The sequence below is a fragment of the Litorilituus sediminis genome, from assembly GCF_004295665.1.
GTDB lineage: Bacteria > Pseudomonadota > Gammaproteobacteria > Enterobacterales > Alteromonadaceae > Colwellia > Colwellia sediminis.
The window spans coordinates 434,625-449,343 of the sequence record NZ_CP034759.1 but is presented as its reverse complement, the minus strand read 5'-3'; the positions used below and the strand labels follow the sequence as shown (position 1 = coordinate 449,343).

The following is a 14,719-nucleotide window of genomic DNA, read 5'->3' as shown; positions in this document are numbered from 1 at the left end:
GACTTTTTTGACATAAGCGCCCTGTTATTCATTAAATTCAAGCTGCTATCGTGCTATGTAAAAACAGCTTTTAAGTTGAAATCTTGCTGCTTAATAACATCACCTGAAGGAGCATAACTTCTGTCATAAACATCAATATTATTATGAACATCTTTGGTTATGATGGTTGTTGTTCTCGTTCCATAACTTGGTGATACTATAAAGATGGCGCTTAGCATTTGTTCCCATTCCTTTGTTAGCCCTGTATCAGGCAGTAATTCAGGCAATGCTTGCTTATTATTTGCCATAATTTCAAACAATGAATCAATAGACAAAGGTTTATTTGAGTTCACAGTGTTTTTTAGTAGTTGTTCGCCTTCAGACATTTTTGGCCAAATATCATCAAGTGCACCATTACAAATGCTGTGAATTCCTTTAGTCAATTGATGATGTTTATTATTGATACTATCGTAGCAATATAACTGCTCTAATGAACCGTAAATTAAGTTATAACCATGATATTGAGCTGCTGATTTTTCTAACTGTTTAGGTAAATTGTCAGTCACTCCCTCAAGAGCTTTTAACACCAATTCACCACGAGATTTTTTAGGCTCCTCACTTAATGGTAGTTTTCGATAATTAGTTAGCGCTGCAAAGTTCTGCTCGGGTGAAAGCCCTAGCCAAGAGCCACCTGCTTGTAGATCTTTACCAGCTAAAATATTTTTTTGCTGCCACAGGTGCATAGACTTTGTCGGACGCTGATGAAACTCATCTCTATTGGCGCAAATAATTACTGGGTAATCTGGATGTTGGTCAATGGCTATAAATAAAATGCACATGCTAACTTATAAATGAAGAGAATAATCTGATTATTACATTGTAAGATAAATATGCCTATTGCTATTTATATGACTAAATCTATAAAGCGTAATTGTTGATAAATGCTTGTTGCAGCACTTAAATAAAACGGTACATTAATGTTTTCAAAACTATCTGACACTGAATGATAGTTTTTATGGGTACCAATACCAAAGTAAATATAGGGAATATCTTGCTTGGCAAAAACACCGTGATCACTTGCCATACGCCAATTAGTGCGTTTATCAAGCGAGTTATTTGTTCTGTGACTACGAAATCCTTTCACGATCTTTACCGATGATTTTTTGCGTAATTTAGCTAAACACTGCTGTTGTTGCTCATTAACCAATTGAGCCATTGGGCTTGATATGTATCGTAATTTTTTGGTTTTTTTACTGCCAGCAATCATATCTATATTGATGTTTAACTTAATATCCTTAAGTAGTTGTTCTTGCTGTTTAACAAAATACTTTGCGCCGAGTAAGCTCACTTCTTCACCGTCGGTAAATAATAAAATAACACTGTGATTTAAAGGGTTAAGACTTAGCGCTTCGCCAAACGCTAATAAAGAAGAGACACCAGAGGCATTATCATCTGCACCGGGGAAAAATTTTGAGCCTTTTTTCCCTAAATGATCGTAATGCGCAGTCAGTACAATGTATTTTTCTGGATGAAGGCGCCCTTTTATTAAGCCAATAATATTAGCGCCTTGCTTGGTAGAGAACATTTGCTCGTGTTCAAAGCTATGTAAATATTGGCCTTTAAAAGGTGAAATATTAGCTGCTTGTAACTGCGTGATTAAATATTGTTGTACTTGAATGTTTTCTTTACTGGCAAACTTTCGTCCGGCAAAAGAATCTGACGAGAGTACTTCTAACCTTGTTAATAACTGGTTTTCATTTAATTTATTTACAGCAAGAATATCGTTACTAATGCACTGAGTCGAGCCAGTTGAGCAATAAAATAAAGTAACAGATAAACAAACAAGGTAAAATCGCATCAATAAAAATAACTTTAATAAGTCACCTTAGCTCTTTTTAACACATTTAGTTTTGCAATATATTGCTCGTCAATATCATCTGATTTATTGAGTAAGATAGCCATTCTCATAGACTTTTTTGCCGACATTAACTTGTTTTGCATGTAGTAAATTTTTGCTAAACCAAAATAAAATTCGTGCTCGTTTTTATCTAACTCAATAGCATCTTTATAGTGCTGTTCTGCTACTTTAAAGTTACCATTATAGAAGGCTTCATCAGCAAGTACCGCATGGTAATACGGATTCTTATTACGAATTTTTTTAATGTACTGTTCTATTTCAACGGCTTCAAAATTTCGCTCTTGGCTATATAAAAGCAATGCTAAGTTTGATAAAGCGTTTAAATTATTATTATCCAAACTAATTGCGTGTCTATATACTTTCTCAGCTTCAGTTTTATAACCATTCAGTCGATAAAGGATGCCTAAATTCCCCCATGTTGCGCTAAACGAGTTGTCCTGCAAGGTAGCTTGTTTAAAATACTGATATGCAAGTGGGTAATTATTATTAACCATGGCATTGGCTCCTTTGTTATTATAAAACATCGCCAATACGGTATTTTTATCGATGACCTTTTTAGAGAATGATTTTTTGGCTGCACTAGGATCAAAGTCAATTTGCAAAGCTCCTAAGCCCCAAATGACTTGTCTAGTAACATCAACATTTTCTTCTACAAGTAGGTTGATATGACCTGTTAATTGGTTATATTGACCATTTCTCACCCAGTATTCAGGGACATTGATTTGCTGAAAGCTTACATTCATGCCGGCTTCCACTGCTAACGCATACGCCATAATGGTTAATGAAAGACAATTGGCGCTTCCGCTATGAAAGGCTTGTCGGGCGGTGACATTAGCATTGCCATCATAACTTAAGGCAATATTCTCTTTATTAAAAATATGATCCAGTAAGATTTGAGAACGCGCTTTAATATGCTTATCATTTTTGAGCTTAGTATTAACAACCTCAAGCATGGCATCATCAAGTGAGAAAATATCTTCTTCTGTTTCAATAACATAAGGTTCAGATGCGATAAAACTACTATCTAAATAAAGTTGTTTTCCGCTAGAAACTTCTGTGGGTAATGGAGCTTGAGTAGTTTGACAGGCGAAAAGAAGGGGTAACAGCAATAAGTACGAAGGTTTTATTTTATTCATATTCAATCCTAAGCTAACGGACTCTCTATTAGCTTAGAATGAAAAAAATAATAAATCTAAAAAAGTACGACGTTATTCATACTTATTTACAAATTTGTTACAGCGGCTCTTAACGCTCACCGTCACCAAAGAAGTAAATTAAATTGCCTGCAACGGCATCTTCACTGGTACTGGTGTTAGTACCATAGTGGTGTCGCCAATCAACTTGTAATGCAAAGTTATTATTAATTTTATAGTGTAAACCTGCACCGGCATTAACTTGGAAGGATTTATGATCATTATCTTTATGCCACATGATCTCACCAAAGCCTGCTGTTACATATGGGCGCCAGTCACTTTGAGTATTAAAATAATACTGACCATTTAAGCGATAACTTTCATAGGCAATTTTGTCATTAGAGGCTAATTGATTAAGCTGTGCTTTTGAGTAACTAACTCGGCTCGAGAAGCTACGAGAGAAATATAAACCTAAGCTATATTCCGTTGTTGTACCGTCTTCAACCTGCCAGTGATCATCAAGAGCGACATGGCCTACACCATAAGACATACCAACAATGCCAGTATCTACTGGATCATCTTTTCGTGTACTACGTGTATATTGTTTAGGCGAGTAATTACCACCCTCACCTAATTGCAATGAAATGTTTAGCTGTACTTGGCTCTCTGTTCGACCTGAATTATCAATGACAATATCTTTAACGCCAACATAGCCCGTACCTGCGCGAATAATTTCTTTACCGAATAAATTATTTACACCAACACTTAATGCATCAACAGGGTCAAGTAATGCTAAAGCTGTGCTTCCTAGTGCACTAGAGCCCCATACTTTTCCACCTGACTCGCGAATGTCCATTTCTGTATTAAATGCCCATTCACCATAGGTCCAGCCTAGTACAGGTGTAATAATTAAATCTTGAATTGAAGGTACTTCGGCAAAAGCTTCGATACCATATTCCCAATAGAATGTAGACATTAATGCCGAGTAAACAAAGGCATCCCATTGACGATAACCTGATTTTCTCGCAACTTGGTAATAGACACCACCAAAATAAGGATGGCCGACAAAATTTAACATGCCGGTGTCTCTATCCCATACAGGGCCATCTTTAACATTATCAGACCACTTGTTAAAGATACCTTCTTCTTTATCCCAGTTTGAAATATCTTCCGGTAATAAAGCAATCATACCAATGACAGCAAAACCATAGGCAAAAATAGAACTGGTTTGTGACCATAATCTCGCACCATCTTCACCGTTTTCAGGCGAAAACAAAGATATTTGGTATGGAGAATTATAGAAATCAGCATGAGGAGTCAGATTTTCCCAACGTGAATTGGTTATCTGCTCTCGATAAATATCATCAATGTTTTCAGCATTAATTGCTGGCTTTAGCTGGATATCTTCTGATGTTTTTGCTTCTTGTGCTGATACAGCAAAAGATGCAATAGATAAGGCTAAGGTTAAGGAACTAATACGAAACTTACTCTTGCTAAATAACGTATTATTTTTAGAAAAGTCCATATTGAACACACCTGAGTCCTTATTTTGAAGCTAATACAAAAAAGCCGCTAACAAGTAGCGGCTTTCTCTAAATATGGCGGTGAGATAGGGATTTGAACCCTAGAAGGGCTACAAACCCTTGCTGGTTTTCAAGACCAGTGCTTTCGACCACTCAGCCATCTCACCACATCACTTTTAACAAATTTAAAGATTCCTTAAAAGCGGTGCGAATTCTAAATAGTCAGGCATGATTTGTAAAGACCTAAATGCAACTATTTTGAAAATAAACTCGGTAACGCTAAAAAAAAGCGCAACTCGCTCAAATTTCAATCATTTCATCAGGGTAAGAGAGCAATTTAGCTTAACTGCTAACTCGTTTTAGACATTATTTCAGCTCATCAAAGCTGGCTTTATTGTGCTTTACTGACATTAGGCTATATTTTCTAACGGTATATAAGTATTTTGCTGCCTCAAGGAGCGAGTGAATGTTAAAAAATATCGCAATGTTAGTAACAAAATATGGATTGGCCTACTACCTACTGTTTTTCCTACCAGCAAACGCTAACAATGAATTTGATTTATTTTCTGCTGATAATCAAAACGCACCGTTTATTAAAACACGCATGAACATATTAAATTCGCTTTCTACTAATGAACGAACCACCCAGCTCGCTATACTATATTTTCAATATAACCGTATAGATCTTCTACAACCGTTGCTTAAAAAAATACCAACCTCTCCCACTATCGCTGGCGTAAGTTTAAAACCTTTCTTGCAGGGCTACGTTCACTATTATTCTGGTAGATATAGCCAGGCAAAACCCTACTTTAAAAAAGCTGCTAATCAGTTAGCGCATGAACATCTAGTATCTGAAACAGATCTAAGTAAAGACAAGTGGCTTGCCATAATCAACATGTATAACGCGATGAACAATGCCTTTTTACAACAGTATACAGAAGCAATTAAACAGTTAGCGAATATTAGAGTGCAAGCTGAGGGACATGGCTGGAAAACTTTATACGCAAAGGCAGACTACTTGTTAGGACAAGTACATTACGAACTTAAAGCTTATGAAGACGCTTTGAATCACTTTAATCGTGCTGAAGCATCCTACCCTAGTACAGACACCCTACTTATTGCTGAAGCCATGATTGCACGTGCCCAAATGATTAATATAGTTGGTTCTAGGCGAAAAGCATTTGAACTACTCGATAAAGCCATTGAAACCTTTGAACAGCGGGGTGATATTTCCAGTTTGGCTTTTGGCTATTTATTAAAGTCTTATTTTTTTAGTAAAGATAATCAGCCAGGAAAGGCATTACTTTGGATCGAAAAATCGGTAAAGTTACGAGAGCAATTGGGTAACGATATTGATATTGCTAATGCCTATGTACATTACTCGGGGATACTTGAGGAAAACCAATTACTAGCACAAAGTGTTATTTTTGCGAAAAAGGCCGCAGATTTAGTTGAAGGTACCGATGATATTACTGGTCAATGGGATGCCTTTGGCAATCTAGCGATGATTTTACACGCTCAAGAGAAATATAAATCAGCATTTGAATATATGCATAAAGCAGAACGAGCGTTATTAAATAAGGCTCGTTTAGATATCACCACGGAAGCTGCCCGCTTAAATAGTGAATTTAGTTTAGAAATTGAAAAACTAAAAAACCAAACGCTTGATGATAAAAATGCCCTACTACAAAGTAAATTAGCGTTAGAAGCACAAAAACAAAAGCTGCAGAACTGGACACTCATGGTGTTATCTATTGCGCTGATGTTCATTATTGCCGTTGTTTTCCTCATATATTATTTATATTCCAAAAACCGACAGCTGGCTATACAAGATCCTTTAACCAAGTTACATAATCGCCGCTATATAATGAATATTGGCAAGCAGTACTTTACCATCTGCAAACGTTATGCAACGCCAATGACGGTGGTTATGCTAGATATAGATAACTTCAAACAAGTAAATGATCAGTATGGTCATAAGGAAGGCGATAATGTACTCGTATTTATCGCTAATTTATGTAAACAAACCTTACGTAGTAGCGACTTTGTTGGCCGAATTGGTGGCGAAGAATTTCTGTTTATTCTACCCAATACTACTGAAGCTAAAAGCGTACAATTTGCGCAGCGACTCTGTAACGATATTCGTGAAAGCTCAGTTAAGCAAAATCAAGCCGTTGGTTGTATTACCGTTAGTTTAGGACTAGCCCACTATGAAGACTTTTACCAAGACTTCTCAGAGCTTGTTAATAGTGCCGACATCGCACTTTATCAAGCAAAAGCGAATGGCCGTAACCGAGTTACACAATTTGATTTTAATATGAGTAAAGCGCTGCTTGAAAGTGAAAATAAGTCTAAACCTGTGATAGCTTAATTACACGGTTAATTTTTGAACTAGAGTTGCAGCGCTGCTATTTAATGATCTTGTATGGTTAAGTTATTCATCAAGAAGAATATTAAAGCCACCATAAATTAAACGTTTACCATCAAAAGGCATCGGGCAATTTTCAGGGTCCATTCGTGGGTCTTCAATCAACGCCTGCCACCCTGCCTCACGGGTTTCCTTAGAAGGCCAAATAATCCAAGAGAAAACCACTGACTCATTTGCTTCTCGCTTAACAGCCATTGGGAATGAGGTGATTTCACCATCGGGAACATCATCTTGCCAAGTTTCAACAACCTTTAATGCGCCATGCTCTTTAAATACAACAGCAGAAGCCTTTGCGTGTTCAATGTATTTTTCTTTATTCTCGTTGGGTACAGCTGCAACAAATCCGTCTACATAACTCATTTCAAAATCCTTAATTAGTTATAAAATATAAACAACCATATTTACATATAAAACGCATAACAACTTAATCGTGCGCATTTTTATATTCTAACTATTAATAGCAAACTCCAATACCCATTGCCATCGCAAACGTTTAATTAACTAGATTAATTTTTTAGCTAAGACAAAAATGGTAAATTGCACGTTCCCTAAAAATAGCAGATAGATTTGGATTGAATATAAAACAGTGCCAATAAAGTAAATAGTGACCGCTTTTCAATTTATAAAATTGCTATTAACTCAGGTTTACATTATAAAAGTGAGCAAGAGCTAATATTCAAATAATTACCAACAAATAAGGGATTTGCGATTGAATTCAGATGTAACTATTCGCTTCATTGATAGCATCGACAAAGTTCCCTCGTGCAATTGGCAAAAATTAACTCGATCTAATACCCCATTCAATCAATATTCTTTATTAAATGCGCTAGAAAAAAGTCAGTCTGTTAGTGCTAAACAAGGCTGGCAAGCTCATCATTTAGTCGCGACTAGCGATAATGAAGTAATCGGCTTAATGCCAATGTATTTGAAAAATCATTCATGGGGTGAGTATGTTTTTGATTGGGATTGGGCCGAGGCGTATCATCGTAACGGAATAGATTATTATCCTAAATTGGTTGCGACCATTCCTTTTACGCCAGTAACTTGTGAAAAATTACTGTCATCTCAGCTGGAGATACAGCAGCTATTTTCATCCTTAACTAAGCACTGTAATCAAACCAATATTAATAGCTGGCACATATTATATTGCCAAGCGTTAGATATACCACTGCCAGAAAATATCTTTCAACGTAATACGGTACAGTTTCATTGGTTTAATCAAGGCTATAAAACATTCGATGATTTTCTGCTTAAGTTCACATCACGAAAACGAAAAAACACCCTCAAAGAAAGATGTTCAATTGCGCAACAAGGAATAAGCATTCGCCAATTAAAAACCGACGAAATCAGCAAACAAGATCTCGACTTTTTTTATTTAACGTATCAACTAACTTACTTGAAACGTGGCCACCAGCCGCACTTAAGTTATGCGTTCTTTGAGCTGTTAGTTAAAGATACAAACAATAAGCTCTTATTAAATATTGCCAATGATGGACATGAAGATGTTGCCTGTGCACTCTTTTTTTACGATGACCAACAATTGTATGGACGATACTGGGGCTGTACTAAATCATACAAAAATTTGCACTTTGAGCTTTGCTATTATCTAGGTATTGAGTTTTGTATAGAAAACAAATTAAGCCGATTTAACCCCGGAACTCAGGGTGAGCACAAAATTAGTCGAGGTTTCGAGCCAGTATTAACTCACTCTTACCACTGGGTAAAACATTCGGGTTTTCAATCAGCCATTAAACAGTTTTGTAAACAAGAGCAACACCATATGCTAACGCATCAACAACAGTGTCGTTCGAAACTACCTTTTAAAAATAATGAATAGTAAATTAAGATAAAACAATGAATAAACCATTCTCACAAGCATGTGAAAACAACAAGCGACCAATTTTAGAGATTTTGACTAAAGAATTTTCAACGGTTAATCACGTATTAGAAGTGGGCTCAGGAACAGGACAACATGCCGTATTTTTCGGCCAGCATCTGCCCCACCTAACTTGGCAAACCAGTGATTTGTTGGTGAACCATGCTGGTATTAACGCCTGGCTAGATGAAGCTGCTTTGGATAATGTACAAAAACCTATTGTGCTAGACCTTGATGATTCATTTCCACAGCTCGATAAAAACCGACCCATCGATGCTTTATATACCGCCAATACACTTCATATAGTGAGTTGGCCATTAGTGGTTAACTTCTTTAAGCTTATTGAGAAAAACCTACCCGCTAACGCAGTTATTTGTATTTATGGACCGTTTAATTACCAAGGTAACTTTACCAGCCAGAGCAATGCTGACTTTGACCTTTGGTTAAAAGAGAGAAACAGTGAAAGTGGCATTCGAGACATCGAATCAATTTTAAAATTAGCGACATCTTCCAATTTAGCCTTAGTTGAAGACTATAGTATGCCTGCTAATAACCGACTATTAACTTTTACCAAAGTAAAGTAGCGCAGATTTTAACTGTAGCAATAGGTTTTACGCAAAAGCACTGTTAGTTTTTATGACAATCAAACGAAAAAAGCCCATTACGAAAGTAACGGGCTAAATTTGTTCATCACCATCATAGGGCTGCCTATTACTAATTAAAGCTAAGTTAACTATAATTATTTTATCGAGTGCTCACGAACTAATAATTTTTGGTATGTTTGCGGGCATCACTCTAACAGCATAGTGCTCATAATTTTCTAATTTCTGCGTACACATGTGATCCAGCTATTTTAAAAAGCGCGCCTTACTTGAAATAACTAAAATTAGATTTCGCAGGCTTCTTTGAGAGAAAATCGTTAAAACTAAGATAATGGCCTCATTATTTTTTCACCACTTTCTGTTAAATCAATCAAAGTAAAATCTAAATTTTGGGTGGCAACTTTAAGTGAATCAGTTTTTTCAGATGTGGCCAAAATTATCTGCTGGTTATTTTTCTTAGTCATAGCTGCTCGTCTTAATAAGCTACTAAAACTTACGTGATCAGCATCCTGCTGACGAGGCTCATCAAAAATTAATAAGCCAGGATGATTAGTATCAAATTCACGAGACAGCTCCATCATACTAATTAAATAGCCCCAAATAATCCTAATGCTATCACTTGCTGAAGTATCGAAACCAAGGTCGTAGTTTTCAATAGCAGGAAGATAAGTATCATGAGATATATTTAATTCATATGGAGAAAAGCTGCTAAATCCATACTCTACTTCATTTTCAATCAATAGAGCCTTCAATTGTTTCAGCTTAGTGCGATCTAAGCGAGTCAAACCGTCTCTGGGTATTTTATCTATGGATGTTTTCGTTGTCTCAATATTTCGATTAAGTACATCTAGTTCAGCTTTAACTTGTTCTCTAAAAGAACGAACTTCTTCTAGTAATTTAATTTGCTCTTCTAATTTCACTTCTTCACGAATAAATTCTTCAACATTAGTTTTTGATACATCTGTTATACTTTCATTTAAACGCCTAATTGCTGCTTTCAATTCAAATAGGCTATCTCTTGAGACATTTACAACGTTTTGTTGTTTTTCAAATTCAGATTGAGAGTTGTCAAATATAAATGAAAATGTTTTGAGTTGATTTTTTAGATACAATAAGCTCTCACTAGCTGACATTACATCATGCTCTACGATATTCGGCAGTAATGCATCTTCAACTGGCTGTTCACAAGCAGGACAGTTTCCTTCATCTATGCTTAGGCCATTTAATGAGTCTAACTCATTAATTTTTTTAAGATCTTCATATTTTCGTTTATTTTCATTGAGTGAATCTAGGCGTAACTTCAAACTTGATAGGTTACTCCCTAGTAATTGAAGTTTTTGCAATTCTTCATTGTAATTATCTTGCTCGACTTGCAGCAATATTTCTTTTTCAGCAATTATCTCTTTAACTCTGTTAACATCAAAATCCGAATTTACTTCTTTTACTCTTTGAGCTTTTGCAGCTTCTAGATCGGCTTTGTACTTTACAAGTAAGTCATCTAACAAAATCATTCTTTTCTTGTAACTAACTTCAACTTCAATTGCATGAACAGAAAACTCTTTATGTGGCTGTTTCTTTAAACCAACAATCTCTCCTCGAATTAGTTTTGCTTTATTGCTTAGTTGGAAGTACCACTGTTCCCAGTAATTTAATAACTTGTCGTATTTAAACTTCAGTTGTTGTTTCTTAACCAATAAATCATGTACACCGAGATCTAACATAAACTCTATGGCTCGCTTTCGTACATCTTTTATTTTGAAATAATAGGGAAGTGTCGATTGTATACCTGTCCATCCACGCTTTTGTTCAACAAAAAGTAGTGGAAATATTGTTGCAGGGTAAAGTAAGCTCTCCCCCCCATCAGTTTTTGGTACTGTAGGTAACTTCCAGCCAATAAATGAACAAAACCATGCATAAAAACCACGTTCACTACTCGTATCATTGACTCTATTTATGTAATATTTCTCACTGACTTCAGGTACAAAATTATCAATATCACCTTTTTGGACATTAATAATATCTGTATTACTTTGATAGCCAAAAACATCTCGCCTTAAGGTATATTCATAGGCTCCATTAGATACTTGTAAATAAACCTCGGAGCTAACAACATCATATTTAACGCCCTCAAATTCTAGCACTTTATTCATTACTGGAGTAAAAGGGAATCGATTAGTCGCACCAATACCTTTTTCCATACCCAAAGCATACGCAATTGAGTTTAAACAAGTAGACTTACCATGAGTGTTGTCTAATCGAATAACGACCAATCCATCTTCAAAAGCGACATCTAAACCAAATGGACCTCCTCCCATAGTTTTAATTTTTACAACTAGCCGTTTTAAACTCAATGACATTATTACTTCCCTTCGAACGCTTTGGTTACTTTATCTTCTGATAAATTTGACTTCATGCTTTTAAAAACAGACTTTTCTACTTCAAAAGCCTCTAATTTCATTAATTGATTTGCTAATTCAATCCCCGCATCTGATAAAGTCACTCGGTTATTATCAACAGTTACTAGTTTCGAATACAAAGCGTAATCGATTGCTTTATCCATTGCTGGATCTAAGTTAATAAATGGACGTTTATTAGTTCTTTGCTGCGTATAACTAATATAGCTATCCACATGTTCCGATTTTTTTAAAGCCCAGTTAACTAAATGTATTTTGTTTCTTGATGCTTTGTTCGCTCTTCCAACGAACTTGACAATCAAAACTAAGAGTGAAATTCGCCAAACAGGTCTTAATTCGCAAGAAATAAACTCTTTTCTATTGCTTATATAAAACTCTTTTTGTGTTACTAATTGTTTTAAATCCATTAAAACCTCAACGGGCATTCAATTAACCAACTGGCAATAACTCCATAGCACATGTCAGTGCGCGTGCCACCAAATATATTCGGGACAACACTTTCTAAATCTTTTTCTAATTGCTCAATATGCTCTTCTAATAAAGTGGACGGAGCTTTTTGTTTTCCAAGAAATGAAATTCTTTGCTTGAGTGAGTTTTTCCGTGCGTTGACACAATCAATAACCGAAATATGAATTTGTGGATAGTCCCGTGACAAGACATCTAACATATTTTGATAATTTAAATAGAAATGCGAAATAACATGTTTTTGATTATTTATTTCAGTTTCATCGTGCTCAGCTAGAATAACCAGTTTAGGGTGTAAATCGGACAAGAAACCTACATTTTCATTAATCCATTCAGCAAGGTCATCATCAGAAACTACGTCAACATTTAATCTTAGCTGAGTAAAACAATTAGCAAGTTGCTGTTGCTCTAAAGGATAATCATCAGCAGTTTGAACTGAAACTCGGAAATTTTCATCAATAAAATCTAAATTTAGATCTCTTACTTCTTTAGTCTTTTTAGCAATATACTTAGCTAACATTTTGTTGTTAAATAAAGGGGTTGCGAGTACCCAACTTTTAACTTTAATACCGTGATTGATGAAAATTTCTTTCCACACATTTGCATTAGTAATTGTTAGCTTTTTTAGATCGTCGTTGATTTTTTCACGCTGCTTTTCATAGAGCTTTGTAACAGAGTGTTGTGCATCAGGAAAGTAGCACTGAAATACTTGACCACAAGCAGTATAACATTCAACTCCCCAATCACCTTCATTTTGGTCAGGAATATCAAACACATTTGCCTGCCCCAAATGATATTTCAAGAGTGTTTTAAAGTACTTCTCCCATGACTTAGGGTCGTTTATTTCTTTAAATTCTTTAGTCATTATTAATATTTAATGAGCAAGTTAACTTGCCACTCACCTATTACACCTTTAAACCATGCAGATTTTATGATGACAACAAATATGAAGATCGGTATTAGATACAATGCGGCATTCATCATCATGTTGAGGTAAATAGATAAATTCACCGTTACTACAGCCTTTATATCAGTAAAAGTAAATACAACAATTGAAATTGTAACTACTCAATTAATTAGGCGGACTATGGCATAGTATTTTTGCAATGAACATTACACGCCATTACAGTGCGTATTTATAAAGTTCTGAAATGTTCTTTTTGAGAAATAGTTAAACTAATTGCTAGGGGTTGTTGATCTTTGCTGTACATATCTTGTTCAGCAGTACATCGGTAGCCACATTAACATAAATGCCAGCGATACCATGCTGGCATAATTCCTTCCTAATTTATCATATCTCGTTGAAATAGCTCTAAAATGCTTGATTCTCGCAAATGCATTTTCAACCAAATGACGATATTTGTATAAGCACCAATCCATGCTTGTTTTATCTATGTCTTGTCCGTAATTACGTTTGGCAATAACCGTTACCCCGCCCAGCTCTCGAACAAATTTGCGAAATGGCTCACTGTCATACCCTTTATCACAAACTACGGTATTTACATCATCTAACTGCGCTACCAAACTTTCTGCATGAACGATGTCGTGTCGTTGACCTTCTGATAGCTCAAAGCAAATTGGCAAACCACCACTATCCACTGCCAAGTGAATTTTAGTTGAATTTCCCCCTCGACTTTTTCCTATTTGTTCAGAATTGTCAGTAGCAGCCCCTGTACTGTGTTGGTGTGCTCGAACTATAGAACCATCAAGAAAGACCCAATCATAATCTGAAAGTTTGGCTAACTCATTGAATAGCATATTCAATAAGCCTTTCTTCGACCACAAATTAAAGCGACGATAAATGCTACTCCAGCCGCCAAACTCTGTTGGTAAATCGCGCCACGGGATGCCTGTTCTCAGTCGATATAATATCCCCTCAAACGTCATTCTGTGTTTTGGTTTGTTGTATATGCGGCCAGTGCTCTTCATTACTTGAAGTAGCTTTAACCACCGCTTATCAGTTAGCATTAGTCTAGGCATGGTATTGAGTTGTTAGTTTACTTTTGGCGAAGCAAATTATAACGCTTTACCATGCCGCTCAAAAAACACTCGCGAAAGATCAACAGCCCCTAGGAATGAATAGAAAAAAAAAGACTAGAACGAAAAAAGCCCGTTACTTTCGTAACGGGCTTCTCTGTATGGCGGTGAGATAGGGATTTGAACCCTAGAAGGGCTACAAACCCTTGCTGGTTTTCAAGACCAGTGCTTTCGACCACTCAGCCATCTCACCAATCGTTTCAAGTAAGTTGTAAACAATGCTTGCTTGAGAACGAGGCGAATATTAAAGTCTCTATAAAAGCTTGTAAAGCACTATTTCACTAATTTTTGTGGTTTTATGTTTATTTGCTATTAAATTAAACAACTTGCTTTGAATTCAAACA

12 protein-coding genes and 2 tRNA genes are annotated in these 14,719 nt (G+C 35.9%); 3 read left to right on the top strand and 11 right to left on the bottom strand.

Annotated elements, in window-relative coordinates:
• Positions 1 to 53: 53 nt before the first annotated feature.
• The 5 genes from EMK97_RS02050 to EMK97_RS02030 all read right to left on the bottom strand — a co-directional run bounded on the left by EMK97_RS02050 (position 54) and on the right by EMK97_RS02030 (position 4,720).
• Positions 54 to 818, bottom strand: a complete 765-nt coding sequence (locus EMK97_RS02050) for an NRDE family protein (RefSeq protein ID WP_130598978.1) — start codon at positions 816 to 818, stop codon at positions 54 to 56.
• A gap of 65 nt (positions 819 to 883) precedes the next feature.
• The gene (locus EMK97_RS02045) at positions 884 to 1,837 is read right to left on the bottom strand and encodes a M28 family peptidase (RefSeq protein ID WP_130598976.1); all 954 of its coding nucleotides are present in this window, start codon (positions 1,835 to 1,837) and stop codon (positions 884 to 886) included.
• 14 nt (positions 1,838 to 1,851) lie between these two features.
• Entirely contained in the window at positions 1,852 to 3,033 is a 1,182-nt protein-coding gene (locus tag EMK97_RS02040; protein WP_130598974.1) for a tetratricopeptide repeat protein, read from the bottom strand.
• 109 nt (positions 3,034 to 3,142) lie between these two features.
• Positions 3,143 to 4,555, bottom strand: coding sequence for a DUF3943 domain-containing protein (locus EMK97_RS02035; RefSeq protein WP_130598972.1), 1,413 nt, complete (start codon positions 4,553 to 4,555; stop codon positions 3,143 to 3,145).
• 74 nt (positions 4,556 to 4,629) lie between these two features.
• Positions 4,630 to 4,720 (bottom strand) — tRNA-Ser (locus EMK97_RS02030).
• Positions 4,721 to 5,019: 299 nt separating this feature from the next.
• Between EMK97_RS02030 and EMK97_RS02025 the strand changes: the two genes are divergently transcribed.
• Positions 5,020 to 6,924, top strand: a complete 1,905-nt coding sequence (locus tag EMK97_RS02025; RefSeq protein ID WP_130598970.1) for a diguanylate cyclase — start codon at positions 5,020 to 5,022, stop codon at positions 6,922 to 6,924.
• 63 nt (positions 6,925 to 6,987) lie between these two features.
• Here the strand turns inward: EMK97_RS02025 and EMK97_RS02020 are convergent, their stop codons facing one another.
• Entirely contained in the window at positions 6,988 to 7,341 is a 354-nt protein-coding gene (locus tag EMK97_RS02020; protein ID WP_130598968.1) for a DUF1428 domain-containing protein, read from the bottom strand.
• A gap of 349 nt (positions 7,342 to 7,690) precedes the next feature.
• Between EMK97_RS02020 and EMK97_RS02015 the strand changes: the two genes are divergently transcribed.
• Positions 7,691 to 8,818 carry a GNAT family N-acetyltransferase gene (locus EMK97_RS02015; protein WP_130598966.1) on the top strand — a complete coding sequence of 376 codons (1,128 nt, stop codon included), beginning with the start codon at positions 7,691 to 7,693 and terminating at the stop codon, positions 8,816 to 8,818.
• Between the two features lie 17 nt (positions 8,819 to 8,835).
• Positions 8,836 to 9,441, top strand: coding sequence for a DUF938 domain-containing protein (locus EMK97_RS02010; RefSeq protein ID WP_130598964.1), 606 nt, complete (start codon positions 8,836 to 8,838; stop codon positions 9,439 to 9,441).
• Between the two features lie 341 nt (positions 9,442 to 9,782).
• Here the strand turns inward: EMK97_RS02010 and EMK97_RS02005 are convergent, their stop codons facing one another.
• The 5 genes from EMK97_RS02005 to EMK97_RS01980 form a co-directional block, all read right to left on the bottom strand.
• Positions 9,783 to 11,816, bottom strand: a complete 2,034-nt coding sequence (locus tag EMK97_RS02005; protein WP_130598962.1) for a hypothetical protein — start codon at positions 11,814 to 11,816, stop codon at positions 9,783 to 9,785.
• 2 nt (positions 11,817 to 11,818) lie between these two features.
• On the bottom strand, positions 11,819 to 12,280 hold the full coding sequence (locus EMK97_RS02000; RefSeq protein ID WP_130598960.1) for a hypothetical protein: 462 nt from the start codon (positions 12,278 to 12,280) through the stop codon (positions 11,819 to 11,821).
• Positions 12,280 to 13,203 carry a hypothetical protein gene (locus EMK97_RS01995; RefSeq protein WP_130598958.1) on the bottom strand — a complete coding sequence of 308 codons (924 nt, stop codon included), beginning with the start codon at positions 13,201 to 13,203 and terminating at the stop codon, positions 12,280 to 12,282. The genes EMK97_RS02000 and EMK97_RS01995 overlap by 1 nt, the downstream gene beginning before the upstream one ends.
• A gap of 353 nt (positions 13,204 to 13,556) precedes the next feature.
• Positions 13,557 to 14,318: an IS5 family transposase gene (locus tag EMK97_RS01985; protein WP_130598256.1), complete on the bottom strand. Its 762-nt coding sequence runs from the start codon at positions 14,316 to 14,318 to the stop codon at positions 13,557 to 13,559.
• 159 nt (positions 14,319 to 14,477) lie between these two features.
• Positions 14,478 to 14,568: transfer RNA gene (locus tag EMK97_RS01980), tRNA-Ser, on the bottom strand.
• Between the last annotated feature and the right edge of the window lie 151 nt (positions 14,569 to 14,719).